The sequence below is a fragment of the Phormidium sp. FACHB-1136 genome (assembly GCF_014697375.1).
In the GTDB taxonomy this organism is placed as follows: domain Bacteria; phylum Cyanobacteriota; class Cyanobacteriia; order Phormidesmidales; family Phormidesmidaceae; genus Nodosilinea.
The window spans coordinates 1-20,619 of the sequence record NZ_JACJRS010000037.1 but is presented as its reverse complement, the minus strand read 5'-3'; the positions used below and the strand labels follow the sequence as shown (position 1 = coordinate 20,619).

The 20,619-nt window shown below is 52.3% G+C and carries 14 protein-coding genes; 3 read left to right on the top strand and 11 right to left on the bottom strand.

Going from position 1 to position 20,619, the window contains the following annotated elements:
- Positions 1-120 precede the first annotated feature (120 nt).
- The 7 genes from H6G62_RS12820 to H6G62_RS12790 form a co-directional block, all read right to left on the bottom strand.
- Positions 121-3,543, bottom strand: coding sequence for a S8 family peptidase (locus H6G62_RS12820; RefSeq protein WP_190495686.1), 3,423 nt, complete (start codon positions 3,541-3,543; stop codon positions 121-123).
- A complete protein-coding gene (locus tag H6G62_RS12815; RefSeq protein ID WP_242051970.1) occupies positions 3,533-4,513 on the bottom strand; it encodes an ATP-binding protein in 981 nt (326 codons plus the stop codon). The genes H6G62_RS12820 and H6G62_RS12815 overlap by 11 nt, the downstream gene beginning before the upstream one ends.
- An 817-nt stretch (positions 4,514-5,330) precedes the next feature.
- Positions 5,331-6,485, bottom strand: coding sequence for a hypothetical protein (locus H6G62_RS12810; RefSeq protein ID WP_190495682.1), 1,155 nt, complete (start codon positions 6,483-6,485; stop codon positions 5,331-5,333).
- Positions 6,486-6,525: 40 nt separating this feature from the next.
- On the bottom strand, positions 6,526-7,878 hold the full coding sequence (locus H6G62_RS28605; protein WP_190495680.1) for a restriction endonuclease subunit S: 1,353 nt from the start codon (positions 7,876-7,878) through the stop codon (positions 6,526-6,528).
- A gap of 94 nt (positions 7,879-7,972) precedes the next feature.
- Positions 7,973-8,200, bottom strand: a complete 228-nt coding sequence (locus tag H6G62_RS12800) for an AbrB/MazE/SpoVT family DNA-binding domain-containing protein (RefSeq protein WP_190495678.1) — start codon at positions 8,198-8,200, stop codon at positions 7,973-7,975.
- Positions 8,201-8,314: 114 nt separating this feature from the next.
- Positions 8,315-10,339: an N-6 DNA methylase gene (locus H6G62_RS12795; RefSeq protein WP_190495676.1), complete on the bottom strand. Its 2,025-nt coding sequence runs from the start codon at positions 10,337-10,339 to the stop codon at positions 8,315-8,317.
- A 615-nt stretch (positions 10,340-10,954) separates the two neighbouring features.
- Entirely contained in the window at positions 10,955-11,908 is a 954-nt protein-coding gene (locus tag H6G62_RS12790) for an SDR family NAD(P)-dependent oxidoreductase (protein WP_242051969.1), read from the bottom strand.
- A gap of 522 nt (positions 11,909-12,430) precedes the next feature.
- Here H6G62_RS12790 and H6G62_RS12785 point away from each other — a divergent pair.
- Both H6G62_RS12785 and H6G62_RS12780 read left to right on the top strand, forming a co-directional pair.
- Positions 12,431-12,895: a hypothetical protein gene (locus tag H6G62_RS12785; RefSeq protein ID WP_190495674.1), complete on the top strand. Its 465-nt coding sequence runs from the start codon at positions 12,431-12,433 to the stop codon at positions 12,893-12,895.
- A 156-nt stretch (positions 12,896-13,051) separates the two neighbouring features.
- Positions 13,052-14,623, top strand: coding sequence for a DEAD/DEAH box helicase (locus tag H6G62_RS12780; RefSeq protein ID WP_347239351.1), 1,572 nt, complete (start codon positions 13,052-13,054; stop codon positions 14,621-14,623).
- Between the two features lie 274 nt (positions 14,624-14,897).
- Here the strand turns inward: H6G62_RS12780 and H6G62_RS12775 are convergent, their stop codons facing one another.
- Complete coding sequence (locus H6G62_RS12775) at positions 14,898-18,086, bottom strand: type III restriction endonuclease subunit R (protein WP_190495670.1); 3,189 nt, start codon at positions 18,084-18,086, stop codon at positions 14,898-14,900.
- A gap of 201 nt (positions 18,087-18,287) precedes the next feature.
- Between H6G62_RS12775 and H6G62_RS12770 the strand changes: the two genes are divergently transcribed.
- Complete coding sequence (locus H6G62_RS12770; protein WP_190495669.1) at positions 18,288-18,944, top strand: Uma2 family endonuclease; 657 nt, start codon at positions 18,288-18,290, stop codon at positions 18,942-18,944.
- A 35-nt stretch (positions 18,945-18,979) separates the two neighbouring features.
- Here H6G62_RS12770 and H6G62_RS12765 read toward each other — a convergent pair whose 3' ends face one another.
- The 3 genes from H6G62_RS12765 to H6G62_RS12755 form a co-directional block, all read right to left on the bottom strand.
- A complete protein-coding gene (locus H6G62_RS12765) occupies positions 18,980-19,183 on the bottom strand; it encodes a hypothetical protein (RefSeq protein ID WP_242051968.1) in 204 nt (67 codons plus the stop codon).
- Positions 19,184-19,240: 57 nt separating this feature from the next.
- Entirely contained in the window at positions 19,241-20,302 is a 1,062-nt protein-coding gene (locus H6G62_RS12760) for an HNH endonuclease (RefSeq protein ID WP_199324945.1), read from the bottom strand.
- Positions 20,303-20,619: transposase (locus tag H6G62_RS12755; protein ID WP_190492465.1), on the bottom strand; the 317-nt coding region annotated here is incomplete at its 5' end.

Sequence of the window (20,619 nt, the reverse complement as noted above, 5' to 3'; positions counted from 1 at the left end):
GACTAGCGGGGGTTCTATTTGGGGAGGACAATTCAAGAAAACATGATGTAGGGGGTTGGCGGTACGATTTTTCCTTGGCTGTAGATGGTTTTCCTTGCTTGAAGAGGAAATAGACAAACGCTAGGAGACTGTGACATTGACCTGTTGCTGCGGTTGAACCTGCAAGGGTTGTTGGATCTGGGCAAAAGCCTCATAGATATGGACTTCTGGGTTGACGGCCTCAAAACTTACCACTAGGCAGTAGGGCACAGTAGCTTCCGGGTCTTTGTTCCACCCTTCATGGCCCACCACAGCGATGCAAAAGCCCTCTCGGAGGTCATAGGACTTGACGATCGCCCAGTCTTTCTGGATGGTTCCTGCGCTTCTGGAGACTTCCTTAACAATGCCATCGATCCCTTGGGATGGCACTGTGCCATCATCGCGTCTTCTCGCCTGTCTTTTCCCTAGAGTCCAGGGAAAGCCGCCTTCCCCCTCCTCGGCGTCTGAGCTGGCTTGGTCGTACTCTTTGAGGACTTTTGCCAGGAAAGCGTCTGGGTCTTCTCCCCGTTTGCTACAGGCCCAATCGAGCCAGGTCGAGAGATACTTCCGGCGATTGCGACGGGTGCGCCGAGGCTCTGCGACGTAGGACAGGGTGATTTCGATGCGAATGTCGAAGCCTTCGCCTTCCCTGAGCAGGAATTCGGGGATTTGAACCTGATAGACCTTGGCTTGCCGAGCTTTGATGTATTCATTACCCGGAGTTGTGAGGGTGATACGGTTATGAGAATTGCCTAAAGCCCGATCAATATTTGGAATTCCGTAGCCCATTGTCCGCAAACCGTAATAGAGCTTCTCTACAGTCTCTTCTGTCCAACTGGGCAACCGAGCTGATTGAACAATTAGGGCGCGGTAGAGCAGAGCATTTTGTTCTGGGAATTCTGCTGCTAGGGCAGCTGCGATATGGGTGACTTTTGGGGCTGCAAATGATGTGCCTACAGTATCGCGACCAACGACTTTACCGCCATTTCGGACAGCTCGGACTAGTTCGGGGCAGACAGCCTCTGGTGTAGAAAAATTGGGCGAGTCATTAGAGTCAATGACGAGGTCTCCTCCATATTCAACAACCTCAGGCTTGATAGTGCCCCAGATGCCCAAGCCCGTACAAGAGAATGCGGAAGGATAATCTGCGTCCGCTAGTGATCTTACCGATGGTGAGTCATAGGTAGTGTGAGCTATTGAGCCAACCGTCAAAGCTTGGAGGCTTTGACCCGGATTAGCAATTCTTGTGGATGGCGAGAGTAAATAGTCTGGATAGTCTCTACCTGCATCTAAATGAGCCTTAATTGCTGGACGAGCAGGATAATTAGTAATTCCGTTGAGGTTACCAGCTGCCACAATCAGGAGAAGATCTCCCGCCCTATTCCAAGTGAGCTTATCGATAGCAGCAGCCCAAGCAGTCATAAATTGAGTGCGGTAAGGGGTAACGCTCGTAATTGAATGATTAAATAGACAGGTTCTTGTGCGCCCGAAATAAAAATCAACGATCTCTTCTAGAATCTCGGGCGGAAAAATATTTTTGGGAAGGTGATTATCGCGATTTAGAATCCTAGCATTTTGGAGCCAACAGATCGGCTGAAGTTGCCCCGTTCGAGGAACCCCACGAGGATATATGACCGCTCCAGCGACCCTAGTACCGTGTCCTCCATTTGGAACGTAGTCTGCTGTCTGATTGAACTCTCCTGGCACCCAGGATCTCGAATTGGCGTAATCAATTGCCGCTTTGAGTAATGGGTGGCGTTCTTCTATACCACTGTCGATAATGCATACCCTGGAGGCTCCAGGTTCTGGGGAACCAAGGACGAAACTATCTCGATCTTCTCCTATAGCATCCGGATTAACCGGAGGAAGGGCAATGTCCTCATACTCTGACACATCGAAGATGTAAGGAAAATTAAGAACAAGGTCTCTTAGCCCCTTTCCAGAAATGCGAATTCGACAGGAGAAGCTATCAGGCAGGCGCGACACCCCTAATTCCACACCGGCAAAGTTATGAAGTATTTCGCCTTCATAGGCATAAACGAATTCTTCGAGCTGATCAGAGCGCTTGAGATAGAGGGTGTCCCATTCTTGAGGCGTTAAACTATGCTTATCCAGCCACCACTCTACACGCTCCTGAAAATTTTCGTCTGTCTCCAACTCTTTGCGTTTAGGGCATTGAGAGTATAGGTGTTGAATATCGATGCAGGAGATACCGACATCGACAATGTATTCTTGATTGTCAGTAATCTGATCCCATTCGGCTTTGAGTCTTTCAGACAGAATATACTCTGGTCGGCGGGTGCCTTCGATGAGTTTCCAAACTCCTGGAACCTTGCTACCATTGCGCTCAGACTTAATAAATTTTTCAATCTTCTTTCTGAGTTCAGATAGGCCTGTATCCGCTGAAGCACCGATAATGTACCCTTCTTCCAAATCGGCAACTATTTCAATTCCAAAGCTGCTCAGGGCTTCAGCATCGAAGGTATCAGGATCAATTTGAAGAATAAATGAAATGATATCTGGGAGGATGGGCTTACCTTCTTGCTGACGTTGTTTCTGTTCTTTATTCCAGTTGGCAACAATTAAGTCAGCAGAAGATTTAAGCCTACTTCCGTGACTTTCAGAATCTTCTATATTTGCCGCAGTTCTTGAGGAGACTTTGTACTCGTACACATCAAAAATATAGGGAAAATTAAGAACTAGATCTCTTAATCCCTTGCCAGAAATAGAGATTCGGCAAGAGAAGCTATCGGGCAATCTTGAAATGCCTGAATTAGGTTCGGTCGAGTTACGGAGTATTTCGCCTTCGTAGGCATAAACAAATTCTTCAAGCTGCTCTGATCGTTTTTGATAGAGATCATCCCATTCATGAAGCGTTAGGTTGTACTTATCTAGCCACCGTTCTACGCGCTCCTGAAATTTTTGATTCGTTTCAGATTCCCGTCGTTTAGGGCATAGAGAATACTGCTCTTGAATATCGACACAAGAAATGCCCACATCAACAATATATTCCTGGTTATCCTGAATCTGATCCCATTCGTCTTTAAGTGCATCGGAGAGGATGTACTCTGGGCGACGAGTACCTTCAATAAGTTCCCAAATTTCGGGAACCCTGCCGCCACCTCGTTCAGAATTAATAAATTGCTCGATTTTCTTTCTGAGCCCGGACAGTTCCGTGTCTGCTGAAGCACCAATGATGTAGCCTTCTTCTAAGTCAGCAACGACTTCGATCCCAAAGCTCTTGAGGGAATCGGCATCAAAGGAGTCAGGATCAACGTGAAGAATAAAGGAAACAGCGTTGGGAAGGTCAGGCTTGCCTTCTTCCTTCCGCTTGTCCTGCTCTTCTTGCCAGTTGGTCGTAATTAAATCAACCGAGGATTTTAGTCTGCTTCCATGACCTCCAGCATCTCCTTGATTCGCAGCAGTCCTTGGAGAAGCTTGTCTGACGCCTCTAAGCGAGGCAGCAATCCCTTGTTTGGCTAATCGAAGTGGTAGATGGGGAAAATTTGAGGCGTTATCCGGCATGGGAAATTAGGACATCTTGGATGGCGTCTTCCAAATGTTCTTGGATGACTAGGTCTTCTCTGTCTAAAATGGCACGCTTGGCAGCATTTTGTGCAATCTTCACAATTTGAGCAGCAGAAACGCCGACTAGCTTTTGTACAGTCGCGTCCCAATCGACCGAACCGACCTCGACCGATGCTAGGGTCTGCTTTAGGATGGCACGGATTTCTGGCCTTTCAGGCTTGGGAACTTCGATCACGTCGTCAAACCGTCGCCAGACGGCTTCATCCAAAAATTTGGTTAAATTGGTGGCGGCGATGAGCAGCCCGTTCGACACCTCATACTCATCCAGCAACTGGAGGAAGGTGTTGACGACTCGTTTGATTTCGCCGACTTCCTGGGCGTCTTCGCGGGACTTGGCCAGGGCATCGCATTCGTCGATGAACAGCAAGCAGGGATTGACAGCAGCAGTCTCGAAGACTTCCCGGAGGTTGGTGGCAGTTTCGCCTAGGTAGGAAGACACCATCGCGTCAAAGCGGACTTTGACCAGGGGCAGCCCTGTGTTCCAGGCGATGCGCTCGGCTCCCATGGTTTTGCCGCACCCTGGGGATCCGTACAGCAGAATTTTCTGGCGATACTTCAGACCGTAGTGAGCCAGTCGGTCGCGGGCAACATACTCTCGCTCGATGCGGCAGAAGCGCTCTTCAACGGCATCGGATAAAACCATGTGATGCCGCAGATGATCATGGGGAACCGTCACGACGAAAGAATGGTTGAAGCGCCGATGGCTGGATAGCGGCTGTAGGGTCTGTGCCGCCGTCGAGCTGAGGGCAGAGCGTTGGGAGGTCGCTGAAGCCTGTTTGGGCTGAGGCGCTGGGGACAACGGCTCGGCGTTGGCTAGGCGGGTGCTCTTTTGCAGGATGGCGTCAAGCTGCTCGGCCAGCTTGATATGGCCCAATTTCCGCTCTTCGGCGATGACAATAGACAACATGCTCTGTATTGCCTGTGAATCGTCACTGGCAACGGCCCGGAACAACCTTTTGAGCACGTCTCCTTTCATGGTTTGCTTGCGATGGTTCAAGAACCGGCCTAGAGGGTGATTGCGGCCCTATCTTTAAGATACCTAAACTACCTGCCAGAAATTTAACCGTAACAGCCAGCACATAACACTTCACATGGGTAGATCTGGCCCTGCCTCGTTGCTGGGAGAATGCTGGCCAGACGACCTAGGGGCGGGTGCTACACCTCAAGGGGTGGGGTTGTTACGACCAGGGCACCTGGGGTTCCTTGCGTTACAATATGCAAAGGCCATCGGGAAACGCCCACACCAAATCTTTTAGGTTTTCAAGCTTCCCAGCCGAAGGGACGACCCCTGCCCCGATGGTCCGATGCCTTGTTTTCGTTATCGGTCTGATTGTTCTGGCCCTGCCCAAAAAGCGTCCTCCCAGCATCTGTGGAGGAAAGGAGGTAAAGCCTATGAAAATGATCCAGCGATTTCTGAAAGTACCGCCAGTGGCTCACTTTGCTGGCCTATGCACCTACTCGGCAGCCGTTCTGGCTAATTGGTGGACGTCAGGGGTCTTTTCAATCGCTACAAGTCGGTAGTCAGAAGGGGGAGGACAACTCTGATGTCCTCCCCCTTTTTAGGTTGTGGTGTGGATCTCCCTGATTTCCCACTCCTCCCCGGCAGTTTTGTCAATATATTCTTCTTCTGTACCAAAGATATCTATATACCTAGGCGAAGTGGGATAGTCGCGTTAGGGTTTCGCATAGCTACCAGCTCTAAACACTCATTTTTTGAATACTAGCTAGCAGTTATATTTGAGTCTCCAATGCTCATCGAGTGCTTCTTTGATTAACTCCCATTCATCAGATTGAACAAGAGCCTCAATCAATCTTTGGGCAGCTTGTCGCAAAATGTCTGCCGCTAGTTCTACCCGCTCTGAGTTACCAAGCTGCTCATGCCACTGGGCAGTTCTTTCTGTGCTAATTGTCTTTCCCAAAATTGGTGTCTGCCTTTCAGGTATTAAGGCTTCTTTATCCTTCCAAATAACCTGATTGCGATCATCAGTACCAATTCCCAAAATCCCGATGGTTTTGACTGGATATACATCAGGGATAGGTAACTGTCCCTGATTTGGTAGGATTAGTTGCATTGGAGCTTGGGTAGCCACCTGTTGAAGATCTGATTGCTTGATCAGTTGATCCCTAGAGATAGATTTAGAAGGTGGACGTGTCTTCAAATCCCAATACTCTACTGTGCCGGAGTTGTCGTTAGACAAAATAGCGATATCTGACCTGCCACCCAAACCATAGATTATAGATTTAGGAAACGAATCAGTCATTTCAGTTTGAGGAATGCTGTTTATCCACAAGCCTGATTCTCCAACTTCATAGCCTAATATCCTTCCACGACTGTCAAAGAAAGTTCTCGCTACCTCGGCGTATTGTTTTACGTAGGACAGAATATTTTTCTGCTGGTCTTTAGCCAACTCAAGATTTGGGCCAAATCGCCAATCTATGAATGAGGGAAGAAGAGTAGACAATTCAACCCACTTCCCAAAAGAATTGTCATTTATCTCTCGCCAGGGTTTTGTTTTACGAATCTGTCTCTTATAAAAAGGGAGGTCATTTATGCCAAGACGATTTCTGCTTTCCGGCTTTTTAGAAATCTTTGACAAGAAATCGTTTTTCTTGTCTTCTAAAATACGAGGAGAAGCGTTATTAGAACCACACTTACATATTTCGTTAAGGATATAATCCCAGGTCTTTGTCGTAGCCAATATAAATATGACATCTTTGTTATAGCTCCAAGATATTTCAAAACTACCTCTAAATCCCATTCCAGTCAAAATAAGTGGCGGAGTTCTTTTTAGACTGATGTGCCGCTGAACAAAGTTAATCTCACTTAGCAACTGTTGTCTTAGGCTTGCTTTCCATTGAAGATTGTTTGGATTTCTCACAGTTATTTCTCTCTTTTCTATTTCAAGAATTCTATTTTAATTATGATGTCTCGTCAACTGGCACCTCCAGCTTTCCGGTTACGGCTGCGGTAATCAATGACTGGCGATATTCTTGGAGTCTTTCGATTTGTGAGTATATTTTTTTGATTGACTGATCAATCTTTTGCTTTTTCCTCAGCAGAAGAGCCATGACTGCCCTTTGTTCTTCTATTGGTGGAACTGTAGTAATCATTCCCTTGACATCATTCATTCCAATTGTAGGAATTGTTGATCCTGCGGTTAAACGATATAGTTCTCCCTTCATTGCATACATGACATGAAGCACGAAGGTGTTCAGCATCTCAGTTTTACAAACCCAAGCAATAATATGTTGAGATACAGCCATAGGCTTTGTGGTTATAGCCGCAAGCCCCACTCTAGCTCCATCTCTATTAAAAACGACGGCTCCAGCTTCTATCAAATGGGCCGAAGAATTAGCCATCCCGTATTCACTAATTTTTATTTTTGTATCATCAATATAATCACTTTTTTCCAAAGTCTTTGTGTCATTCAATGACACCCAAGGGATAGTACATTCTTCATCATCCCAATAACTTTCTTCAGATTTTCTTGGAGTATGCCCTGTTTCGAGATCACAAACATACTTCAATCGCTTAGCTTCCCAATGCTCTGGAATCTCACCAATCCAGGGGATGCCGGAGTCCTTCATGGGAACATTGGGGTTTAGCCCCTTGGTAACGGCCTGGTTGATGAGGGCGGCGCGTTTTTCTTCGAGAAGCTCGATAAGGCGCTGTTTTTTGGCAATGAGCGTGTCGATGGCTGCGGTTTTGCGATCAAGGAAATTTGCGATTTCCTTCTGCCTTACTAGAGCAGGTAAACCTACAACCTCATCAAAATAATATTGTGAATCAAGGTTTTGAATCCCTGTAGTCTGCTTAATGGCTCTAGTGTTTACACGACCTGCGTAAAGATGTGCATGGAGATAAGTCAAGAAACGCGGATCGCAAGAATCGTCAATCTCTACGCGGGCAACAAAATTAGAACATACCGCTGGCCCATCATGGTCATATATTACAACTGCTCCAACAGGTTGTAAGTCCCCACCACCAGACTTTTCAATCAATAAGTCTCCCTTTTTCAGAGTGCGCCCAACTCTATGACTTAGAGGAACGTTTCTAAAAGTAGGGTCATTAAGAGAAACTCTGAAAGCTGTTCTGTCAAAGTCTGTGACACGAACACAAATAATATCCTTGGAATCTTGTTTGGGTTCGTCACCCCAGATCCCATTTTTAATTTGCTTCGTTGTTCTCTTTAATCTAGCTAATTGCCAGTCGGATGGAATGGAACCGACCCAAGGAATTTGTTCTGGATTAATATCCGTAGATTGAATCACTATAAAATTTCCTCCAACATCCCCCGAATCTCCTCTTCCAAATCTCGAATCTCCGCCTCAATTTCCCCTAACGGTCTCGGTAGCACGTACCCTTTCAGGCAACATCAAAACTTGTTAAGTAGCGCGTTGGCCCTGGAGGACACACCAACATACCAAACCCTGCATCAAGGGTGGTGAGATCTACATCGCGTTGAACCTCTACGCGAATCGTAGCGCCTTCTAAGGTAAAGATGAGTTGACTACCAGGCGTGATTCCCAACTGCTCACGAATATCAGCAGGTATCACAACCTGGCCTTTAGCGGAGACGGTCACAGTAGACATAGGGCTCATGTTTAATCGCGTAAGAAAATTTTATCGCAGCCATTGTAAGGTGAAGCAGCCTACCAAGAATCCGATTCTGCGAATGTTTCGCCTAGCCTACGGGTCAGTCATCCATTACAAAACCTCCTCCAACATTCCCCGAATCTCCTCTTCCAAATCCCGAATCTCCGCCTCAATTTCCCCTAACGGTCTTGGCGGCACATACTCATAAAAATGCCGGGTAAACGGTATCTCATAGCCAATCTTCGTTTTGCTCTCATCCACCCAGGCATCCGGCACATGGGGCAGCACCTCCCGCGCCATATACGCCTCAACATCATCCGTCAGCGGCACATTCTCATAGTCTCGCAGTTCCGGGTCGGGTTCCGGGTTGCCGTCCTTATCCTTACAAATCTCCGCCGTTTCATCCCGCTCCCCCAGGGCGCTGATCATCGCCTTCAAAATCGGGGCCGGGAACTTCACACCCTGGGCCTTCGCTTCCCGCTTCAGGTCTTTCAAGAAGATGGCCCGATCTTTATATAGCTTGGTGCCATCCAGCGCCTTCAGCACCGCCAAATACTGGGCCTGCTCCTGCCGTCCGGCCTCAATATCCTCCTGGCGCTTGGCGGCGTCCTTCTTCTTGCTTTCCACCAGGCTGATCCAACTGCGCTCTTCCCTCAGCCGCCGCAGCCGTTCCTCACTCACCTGAAAATTTAGCCGTAGCGGGCGTTCTACGGTAATGCGCCAGTAGCCAAACTCTTCATCGTTAAAGATCTTGACTTCCTTACTTTCCTCAAAGGCCGTGTAGAGCTGGGTTAGCTCCTGAATGTGCTCCGGCGACAGCTCCTTGCGCTTATCCCCCAAAGATTTCCGCATCTTGCGGAAATGGCTCACCCCATTAATAAGCTGCACCTTGCCTTCCCGGTGGGGCGGCTTTTGGTTTGTCACCAGCCAGATGTAGGTGTTAATGCCCGTGTTGTAAAACATCTGGTCGGGTAGGGCCACAATCGCCTCCAGCATGTCATTTTCGATCAGCCAGCGGCGAATGTTGCTTTCCCCGCTGCCCGCTTCCCCGGTAAATAGGGGACTGCCGTTGAAAATAATGGCAATCCGGCTGCCGTTGGGCTCCATCTTAGAAATCATGTGCTGCAAAAACAGCAGCGCCCCATCATTAATGCGTGGCGTGCCCACAGAGAAGCGACCCGCTGGGTTTTGGGCCTCTTCGTCGATAAAGGCTTTCTCACTCTTCCAGTTCACCCCAAAGGGTGGATTGCAGAGCATGTAGCGAAACGTCTCGCCCTTGAAGCGGTCGTTGGTAAAGCTGTTGCCCTCCCGAATGTTCTCTGGGTTCTCTCCGGTCACCAAAAAGTCAGACTTCGACACGGCGTAGGTCTGCTCATTCAACTCCTGACCATAGAGCTGAATGGTAGCCTGATCGTTAATGTGGTTGAGGATGTGATCTTTGGCAATGGTGATCATCCCGCCCGACCCGCAGGCGGGGTCAAAAATCTTGCGGATAATGCCTCGCCCCTGTAGCTCATTGCCATGCTCGGCAAAAATCAGGTTACACATCAGCCGAATCACCTCGCGGGGGGTGTAGTGGTGTCCGGCGGTCTCCCCAGTGAACTGGTTGAACTTATAGAGCAGATGCTCGTAGATGTAGCCCATATCGTGGTTGCTCACCACACTGGGGTGAAGGTCGATCTCCACAAACATTTCGATCAACCGCTTCAGCAGATTGTTCTTTAGCAGCTTGGCCACCACCTGGTCTAGCTGAAAGTTCTGCAAAATATCGCGCACGTTGCTGCTGTAGCTCTGGATGTAGAACTTAAAGTTCTCCTCCAGGGCCGCCTCATTGTCGGCTAGGCGCTTGAGATCAAACTCTGAGGTGTTGTAGAAGCCCAGCCCGTCGGTCACATCCAGCAGCAGCAGATCGAGATCCGCTTCGGGCAGATCGTCTTTGAAGGTAGCGTAGTCCTGACGTACCCGCTGCCGAATTCCATCGATGTAGGTGCAGTCTAGCCGTCGCAGCACCACAAAGGGCAGCACCACATCCCGAAACTCGTTGTGCATGAAGGGGCCAAAGAGGATGTCGTCGGCCACCTGCCAGATAAAGTTGGCCTTATCCTGAAACTGGACAACATCTGAAGTTTGAACCATGGGAGCGTAGACGCCAGAGTGATTTGAAGACAAACCGTGCCTAGCCTCAGCCGCAGAGGTGTCCTGGTAAGGCCAGAACCCCCAGGCCGAGGCTGGTATTTAACTCTACTGCCACAAAGGACAGAGTAAGGACATTCTTAGGATTCCTCTCAGGATGTAAAACCGATCTAGGCTGGGGATGGCCCCTCTGATCCGCAGATAGGGCTGAGCTATAGCTTCACAACCTGCTTTTGAAACTCGGCCAGGTCAGCAAAGGCTTTACCGCATCTAAGACATATCCCAGCCCCCCACTCTGCCGGTATCGGAAAGGAAGCCTTACAGCAGGGGCAACGGGACAGCAGGGCCAACCCATGGGGTTCACAGTAGGCGGTTGCCTTGTACTGCCAATGCGTCCGATGGTGGGGCTGCTCGGCATAGCAAGCCGCACACAGGCGGATGGTATGGACAACCGAGCAAATTTCCATCGTCATCAACCACTAAAATATCGGCTGGAGTATAATCCATCTGCCAGACTTGATTACTTTCCTCAACCTCCAAGTCATCTCCATCTTTAGTGTTGAGAATCCGTTTTTAACCCTGCCATCCTGAAGACCTGGGCGCTTTGTGTTCGCTGTTCTATCCCCTCTGCGGATGAATCATCCTGGAAGGACTAGGCTGGCTGGGCTGTTGTTTGGGGCTGGCCCATTGCACAAAGCGTTCCACCAGTCCTGGAACTAGACGTTGGCCCAGTACGGCTACTCGGCTTTGCCAATCCACTAGAATTTCCGTTTGCCCCTGGCCCAACCCTTGCAGTAGGGCGGCGGCAACCCGGTCGGCTGAGGCCGGACGCATCCAGCGGAACCTCTCTAGGCCACGCACCATATCGGTATCTGTGAGGGAGGGTAACAGGGCCACCACGCGCACCCGATGGGGGGCTAATTCGCTGCGCAGGGCTTGGGTGAAGCCCAGGATGGCAAACTTAGTGGCGGAATAGGTGGCCATGGTAGGTGCCGCCACCTTGCCCATCAGGCTAGAGACATTGACAATGCAGCCCTCGCGGCGGGCCACCATGCGGCGGGCGACTAGGCGAGTGACGGTATATAGCCCCAACAGGTTGGTGTCGAGTTCCGCCTGTACCTGATGCAGAGATGCCTGTAAAAAGGGCGCTTGGTGGGCCACTCCGGCACAATTCACCAGCAGATGAATGGGGCCGTGTTGTTGCCAGGTCTGGGCAATGGCTACATTCACCGCCACGGCCTGAGTCAGATCCAGCGGTAGGATAACAGCCTTCGCCCCCCGCTGTTCTACCTCGGTAGCCACCTGGGCCAATCGTCGGCTATCACGGGCCACGAGTACCAGGCATTGGGCACCGTGATCGGCCAAGGCTAGGGCAATGGCGCGGCCAATGCCCCGCGAGGCTCCAGTAATTAAGGCCGTTTTGCCGCTGACGGCATTCGTCGGCCTAGACGCACCAAACGGTATTTGGGAAGGTGTCTCAGTTGCGATCAAAGCAGGGGTGGCCGTAGATAGGGCACTAGGATTTCGTCGTCCCATCCACAAATGGGACATCAGATCAGTCAAAACTTTCATGGAGTTACCTCCGACTGAAGGGCTGAAGCATTCAGACCGCGTGATGATTGTTGGGTGGCCATGGCGAAACAGACTCGCGGATAAATGCCATGGCAGAAGGCCGTAGAACCGAGTCCTCAGGTGCAGCAAGACAGCGGTGGCCTACCCGTTTCTTAGAAAGGAAAAATTAGTTTACCGAAATCGTGATGTTTCGTGACGTAATCATGGTGGCTGTTCTCCTAGCGAAGGACTATCCGAACCAATGAATACTGACCTTAGCACCGGGATCAGCCCTCGACCACCATTCTGAGAAACAGGGCCGAATTGTATTTTTTCTCAATAAGTTTCTCATAATGCCAGACTCAACCCAGCGCCCGACAACAAAGGCTGATTTTACTGCTGCCAGAGAATTTTGGTCGGTGTCTGCTCGCCCAACTTCACTGGCCACTCTATGAGAAACCCTGAGCCCTGGGAACCCAATTCTGATGGCTCAATTTTGGAAACCTGCGCGATGATAGGGCTTAGGTTTGTGGGAATACGGCAATGAATCGCTATGCCTTGGGCGCTGCCATGGCGCTGCTGTTACTGCTTGCGCTGTCGGGGACAGGGGGGATCAATCGGCTGTTTCGAGGTAACGACCAACTGCGGGGTGGGTTGCGGGCCGATGATACCAACCTTGGCACCCTGCCCATTGAACAGGCCGGACAGGCGGTGCAGCGCCAAGGGTCGGCCTCTGGCGGGGTACCCATGAACCCGACCAATCTGCCCCCTAGCGGGGATCTCACGCCCACCACGAACGGCGGGTTCACCACCCCAGCGGGAACCCCACCCGCCTTCAGCCCCACTCAGCCTGGAACACCCCAAAACGTGGTTCCGCGCCAGGGAATCACGACCCTACCCGCGCCCCTTGGCGATATTGCTCCGGTACAGCCCGACTTGGTGCGACCCGACCCAGCCCCCCCCGTCACCGATGACCCCGAACTAGAGTCCATCCCGGCCCTGTGGTAGGTTGGCCCTCACCCTAAATCCCTCTCCCAAGTTGGGAGAGGGACTTTGAAGCATCCGGCCTCCCTCTCCCCGTGGGAGAGGGGCTGGGGGTGAGGGCCACTCCCACGCTTCCCGCAAACTAATCCCCTTGTCCTCTCTTGTTTCGCAATGTCTGCTGTGCCACCTAAACTTCGCCCCTACCAGGTTGAACTGATTAACGACCTCTACCGCAAGCTGAATGAGGGCCATAAGCGGGTGGCCATTGTGGCGGGCACCGGGGCCGGAAAAACGGTGATTAGCGGCCAAATTTGCGCCCATGCGGAGGCGGCGGGTAAGCGGCTGATGTTTTTGGTGCATCTGGACGTTTTGGTGGGCCAAACCTACGAAAAAATGAAGTCTTTTGGGTTGCACTGCGGCTTCATCAAGGCGGGCTGGGAGGAAAACCGCGACGCCCCGATTCAGATTGCCAGCATTCAAACCATGGCCAAACGCCGCTGGTGGAAGCAGTGGCCCGCCGATGTGGTGTTCTACGACGAAGGCCACATCACCCTCTTCAGCCAGGTGGGCAAGTCGGTGCTAAAGACCTTTCCCAACGCCACCCACCTAGTGATGACCGCCACCCCCGAACGCCTCGGTAAAGAGCAACTGGGGGACGTGATGGAGACCCTGGTGGCCTCCCCGGTGCCTAGCACCTTGCAGCACATGGGCTACCTCGCCCCCATGAAGTACTACAGTATGCCCCCCGATGGCGTCGCCAACCTCAAGGACGTGAAAACCGTCGGCGGCGACTACGACGAAGCGGGCCTGAAAAACGCCTGCGACCGCCCGGAACTAATCGACAAAATCGTCACCGAATGGCAGCGCCTCTGTCCCGGCAAACGCACCATCGCCTTTTGTGTGGATCTGGAACACGCCCGCCATGTGGCCAACGCCTTCCACGCTGCTGGCATCCCCGCCGCCACCGTGGAAGGGGGTACGCCGATCAAAGAACGTCAGCAGATGTACCAGGACTTGCGCCAGGAGAAAATCCTGATGCTCACCTCCTGCAACGTGATCAGCATCGGCTTTGACGAACCCAGCGTAGAAGTCGGCCTGTTACTGCGGCCCACCCAATCCAGCGCCCTGCACCTGCAACAAATTGGCCGCGTCATGCGGATTTCGCCCCAAACGGGCAAGGGCTACGGCATCATCCTCGACCAGGCCGGGAATCTGGAACGACTGGGCTTTCCCGAAGACATCAAGGACTACCACCTGCCCGTGCAGCAATCCGGCGGCGGCAGTGGTAAACCTGCCCCCACCAAACCCTGCCCCCAGTGTGGACGGGTGGTGCTGTCCTTCATTGCCAAATGCCCCGACTGCGGCCATCAGTGGATCACCGAGCGGCCCCTAAACCTAGAGGATATGGTGGAAATCTACTCCGCCGCCCAGGCTCACCAAATCAACGACCTACCCACCCTGGTGGAACTGTTCCACAGCCACCGCCGCCGTGCCTACCTGCGCCGCAACGCCCCCACCTGGGCCGAGCGATCCTTCTGGGAACACTGCGGACGCTGGCCTAAGGATTCCTGGTGTTTTGGCTCCCTCTTTGGCCCCCGCCCCACCCCTCAGCAGATGATGGAGTATTGGGAATACCTACAAAAAAGTGCCAAACGCCTCGGCAAACGCCAGGACTGGATTGTGCAGGAGTTTGAAAAGGAATGCGGCCCCGGCAGTGTTCAACGGCTAGCGGGGTTTCGGCAGGCAATGTAGTACTCCTAAGCAGAAAGCCCCAACGGTGGACAATCTCATCTATGGCGGATTTTACGTGAGTGAATTACATGACGATGATCCCCCCTAGCCCCCCTTGAAAAGGGGGGAACCGGAGCGGAGTCAAAGTCCCCCTTTTTAAGGGGGATTTAGGGGGATCTCCAAGGACTTACGGCATGAAAACAAGATGTGTATAAACAGTAGCCTGGTGGAAGAGGGGCTAGGGGTGTAGCTTGCTTCCCGCAGGGTGGGCTGTTGAGGTGTAGGACTGTTGAGTTTAACCCGAACCAAGGTTATCCCAGGCTTCATCCATCAACTGCCGCACGTCTTTGAGTTGGGCCATGGCGTATTGCCAATGACCATAGCGGCCATCGGCGTTGACGGCCTCCACCCAGCGCTGCCCTGCGGCCTTTTTGAGGTCTCGCTGAAGATCCCAGCCCTTGGTTTCCAAAATGAAGTGGTGGGGGGTGGGGGTCTTGAAACGGATGATGAAGTCGGGGATGTAGTCGTGGGGGTAGCCGTCTTTGCCGAGGTAGGGGATGGTGAACCGCAGCCCCTCGTTTTTGATGAAGGCGGCGGTGCCGGGGTGGGTGTCGATGATGTAGGCGGCGGCCTGCTCCCATTGGTGGGTGTCGGCAACGACGTAGTTAGTGTGGCTGTGGATTACCTCTCGGACGGATTTGCTCGTCCAGAAGTCGATGTCGTCGGTGGTGCAGAGTCCTCGGTGGGTTTCGTATTTGGGCACTTCGGGGGCTTCGCCTTCGTCAGTGTCGGGGCGGATGGCCTGGGTGAGTTGATCCACCACAAAGCCGTAGTAGGGCGACAAAAACACGTCCAGAATATTGGCAGGGGCGACGGGGTGTACCTTGTCCCGTAGGTAGCGATCACAGATCATCCGCAACTGGGGAAACAGCACATGGGCCGGAGCCTCGTAGGTGCCGCTGGCGATGTAGGTGCGGGTGAGGGTGCTGGCCAGGTCAAACACCAGTTCTTGAAAGCGTCGCCCCTGGCGAAAGGGGTTGAGGGTAATGCTTTCTAGCCTGCCGGGGCCAGAGAGGGAGGCCCGCCCTTGGTTGTTGGGGATGGTGGCCTTCATTTCCACCTCTGGGGCAATGGTGAAGGGATCTAGCTCTAGCGGACTGACGGCCTCCCAATCTACCCGCACCCGGTTTTTAACCGCCTGGGTATAGCCCTGCACCAGGGGAATTTCGATCCGGTATGGGGATTTACCGGGGACGGCATAGACCCGATAGCGCTTTTGCTTCTGGGGTTTGGCGTTGGTGGGGTTGGCTTTGTAGGGGATGATCTCGAAGGGCACTCCAAACACCTTGGCCACTTCTTCGCCAAATTGGCTTTGCTCGTTGAGGGTATAGTCTGCTCGCCGCAGGGCACGCCCCACCACCTGCTCACACAGCAGTTGAGACATAAAGGGCCGAATGCCAATCACATGGGTGACGGTGTTGCAGTCCCAGCCTTCGGTGAGCATTCCCACGGAGATGATGCAGCGGATATCGCGACCGGGGGGATGGAGGGGCCGATGGAGTTTTTGGGCTAGGGCAGCAAAGCCTTCGGGGTAGATGGGGCAACCTTGGCGGTCGGTGGGCCAGGTGAGGCGACCGACGGTATCGAGGGTAAAGCGCATCCATTGGGCTTCGTCGGAGGCGGAGGCTCCCGATTCCATGTCCTGGGCGACTTTGGAATCGACGCGGATAGTGTTGATGCAGTCGGCGGTGTTGCGAAAGAGTTCCACCTTGCAGGGGGAAATGTTGGAGGCTTGTTTGCCCTCCGCCATCCATTCGTAGAGGGTTTTGGCGATGGCGGTGTTTTTGCACACCACAATGAACACGGGCGGACGGGGATCGTCCCGGTTGGGATCGTTGGCCCAGTCTTCGGTGAGGGCGGCCCATTCGGCCCCTAGCATGGTGATCGGGTGTTGGGCATACTTCAGCACCGCATCGGGTTTGGGGTTGGCTTTGTTGCTGCCCCGCTCCTTGGTGCTCATCCGCTCCATAATCCATTTCCAGATGTTGAAGTAGCCCGGTACGTCTTTGCCCGTGCTGTCGCGCACCGCCAGTTGGGGCACCTTCACCAGTCCAGCTTCGATGGCATCCATCAGGCTAAAGTCGGACACAATCCAGGGAAAGGGTTTGTTGGCGTTGTGGCCCATGCGGCTGAGGTAGTAGGGGGTGGCCGATAGGTCTACACAGAGGTTGATGCCCCGCTGTTTGTGGATGCGGTCTAGACCCTCTACCCAAATGGTGGCTTCCTGGGTTTGGTAGTCGTCATCTTCTTCGGGGGCGTCTTCCCACAGGCTGGCCTGGTCGTCGTCGGGGGCGTTGGGGTGGATGCGATAGGCATGGTGGGCTTCGTCGTTGAGTACCAGAATGTTTTGTTTGCCGCCTACCGCTCGGCCTAGGATGCGTTTAATCCAGGCGGTTTCGCTTTCTAAATACCGAAAGGCCACCACCTTAGCCGCTGTGAGGTTGCCTTGGGTATCGTAATTTTCGCCGCCCTCGGCTACCCGCAGTTGCCCTAGGGCCACCTGTTTGCGGTAGGTGTCTAGATCTAAATAGCGGCGACCCCTGGCGGTGGTGTTTTTGTCACCAATGCGGATGACTTCGGTGGTTTGCACCTGCACGCCCACCCGTGTCACCTTGGCGGGGGCATCTCCGGCGGTTTGGGGGGTGCGCCGTTCAAACAGGTGCCAGTTCATCACCAACACGCGCCCTCGCCGCAGGTCGTCCATCAGGTGGGCGGGCACCAGGTCGCGGCTGCGGTAGAGGCTGGCTTCGCCCAGGTCGGGGTTGAGTTCGGCCAGTCGGTCGCGGATGGTGACGTTGGGGCACACGATGAGCACCACGTCAGAAAAGCGGGCATCGCCCCGGTCATTCACTTTGTTGAGAATGCTCCAGGCGGCCAGCATGGCCATGACGGTGGTTTTGCCGCCCCCGGTGGCAATTTTGCAGGCATAGCGGGTAAAGGCCCGAACGCCGTCTTGCCATTGCTGTTCGGTGGGTTCGTCGGTGGGGATGGTGATGCCCTGGCGCAGGTCGGATCGGGCTTCGGTGAGAAAAATGATGGTTTCTGCGGCTTCCCGCTGGGCAAAAAAGAGTTGTTGTTCTCGCCCCGGATCGTTCCACAGCTTTAGCAGTTCTTGGGTGGTGCGGGTGGTGCCGGGGTAGCCCTCGTTGCGCCATTCGTTGACCCTGGCCCGAATGTGGTTGACCAAGACCATCAGGTAGGCGTTATCAAAGCCGCGATGATCGTGGCCAAGGGGTAGGTCTTTGCAGGGAAAGAGAATCTCGTTTTGGGTGTCCCAGGGTTTGGATTGATCTCGCGGTGGATACACAATGGACGGTCGCCGCCCATCCAGCAATTGGGGTGGATCGCCCTCGCGGATAAACCAATAGCGGTCTGGCGCATCAAAGGGAGAATTTAGGATAGGAGTATCAACTTCGTAGGTCATAGAAAGTAACCGTGCAAATAACTGTTAAATCTCTCTTTCGTAGGTTGGGTGGCGCGATAGCAGAACCCAACAAATCTACGGGGTAAATCGAGTTGGGAGTTGGGTTTCACGTCGTTTCGCCCAATCGACTGCGGCTGAGGGTAATTCAGGAAAATCGCTACAATGGGCCTTAGCTCCCTTCGTTTCTAGAGCAATCGTTGTATGGTTCTCTCGACCCTGCCAATCCAGACGGATACTTGGATAGCGGCCACTTGGGAAGATTTTGTTGCCACCATGGGCGATCCCCAATATCGCGAGGGACGGGGCTATTTTGACCACGACGAAATGAGGGTGGAGATGGCGGCTTTGGGGGCGGGGCACGGGCGGCAAAATACGGTGATCGCCAATGTAGTGAACCTATTTGCGCTGGTCAAGGGTCTGCGAGTGGCGGGGTTTACCAATTGCAGTTTCTATAGGGCTGGGGAGCAAGGATGCCAGCCGGATGTGGCCTTTTATTTGGGGGAAGGCTTTAGTCTGCCGCCCCAGGACAATGCGCCCATCGACGTTAACCGCTATGGCCCGCCCACCTTGGTGATTGAAGTGGGGGCCAGTTCCTTCCGGGACGACCTGGGGGCAAAGCGGTTGCTCTACGAGCGGTTGGGGGTAGCGGAATATTGGGTGGTTCATGTCGCAGAGCGGCGGGTGATTGCGTTTTCGGTGGTGGATCGGCGCAGTGGCGAGGTGGCCGTGTCGGAGGTGTTGCCCGGTTTGGAAATGGCGGTGGTCATAGAAGCCCTAGGCCGTTCGCAAACGGAGGATGACGGAACGCTGATGCGGTGGCTGATGGAGCGCTTTCAACCTGGGCAGGGCTTGGGTTAAGGGGAGCAGGGTTTTGCGGATTCATCCCACGTTGTTTACCTCCCCAAGGGTTTAACGACTAACAATTCATTGCCCCGGTCGTCGATGACTTTGACGGCAACCTGGCGATGATCTCCGGCTTCAAAGGGGGCGCTGGTGGTTCCGGCGAGGTGATCCCAAACGGAGTCTTCATAGGTGCCTTTGAGGGCTTTTTTGAGGCTATCCCAGGCGGCGGTGCGAGGAAAGAAGGCTTGGCACACATGGAAGCAAAGGCCGTTGTAGTCGGTATCGAGGAACCAGGCGGGTACGTCATTTCTTTAGGAAGCAAATTGATCGTTATGCCAAGTGATAAATTGCTTTGCCGGATACTCCGCTTCTTTCTCTGGCAAGACCACTAATCTTTTGCCGTGTAAAGCATAGTAATCCTTTCCATTCTCATATTCTTCTCTAATTCGATTGCTGACTTCAATGTGATAGTCTGGCGTAATCGTGATTAGATACTTGTCAAAAAGCTTATGCAAGTCTGCCCTTAGCAAGATTCCATTCGTTACATCGTGTGGGCCTGCTTCAGCATAGCCTTGAATATGGGCAGCTTCTAAAACAGGTAGTGTACGTTCCCCTGTCATAGCACATCTTCGGCTATAGCTTTGGGTAACAACTGCACGAAAACTACCTTGCCCTAATCTAGCGCGAGTTGTAAATTCTGCGCCATAACGGGCACCCTGAGTTCCTGTAACTGAGGCCGTTTGATCATCTTTATGATGTGGATCTAAGAGTTTCCCAGAACTTCCAGGACTTGCAGGGCTTCTAGGACTGCCAGGATTCCCTAACTGGCTTAACCTTTCCTGAACTTGCTCAAAGAGAAGTCGTCCTGTTTCTTTTGCAGTACTGTACGTTTTGCCGCGAACAATATTTGAAGCCCAATCTTCTGGAACGGGGATCCACTGATGTCGAGGAAAGAAAAATGGCTCTGCAAGAACGCTACAACCTATTTCTGGATCAATGATATTTCGTCGCCCTCTCGCCTCTCGATAGAGGGTAATCTTTTCCTTAAGTTCAGAATAACTTTTGACGCCATTCTTTTCCTCAAAGGTTTCCCAGGCGATAGAGATAGGCAAGTTAACGTATGTTACAAAGTAGCCGCCACCAACGATAAAATTTTGCGGACTATGGAGTTTAAATAGAAAAAGCTCAATATCTTGTCGTTTAAAGGGTGGTGTGCCGCTAGGCTGCCAGAAGTTCACTTCATCTGGTTGGAGGTTAGCTAGAAACTCATACCAGTCATTGTCAGTGACTCCAACCCAGAAATCCATATCGCTTACTGTCCTTGTAGTTGTTTTCTCAAGATAGTGATATCGATGAAGTAAGCTGATATGCATTTAAATTGCATTGATTGTGTTTCCTTTATTTTTGATCTTGCGATCCCAGTTGATGACAAGCTGCCCTTCGTTCAATAGGTTATGAACAAGCGCTTCTAAATCCTCAATCGACTCAAATAGACGATTGGCAATGAATTCCTTTGCAGAGTGCCAAACTAACTCGATTAAATTATAGTCCGGACTGTAGGGTGGCAGAAATTCTAAAACAATGTTGGGCATCTCCTTCGCTATCTTCTCTAGAATCTCTGCCTTTTTATGAATACTTGCATTGTCTAAAATGATAAGAATCTTAGGGCCATCCTGCTCAAAGTCTTCAA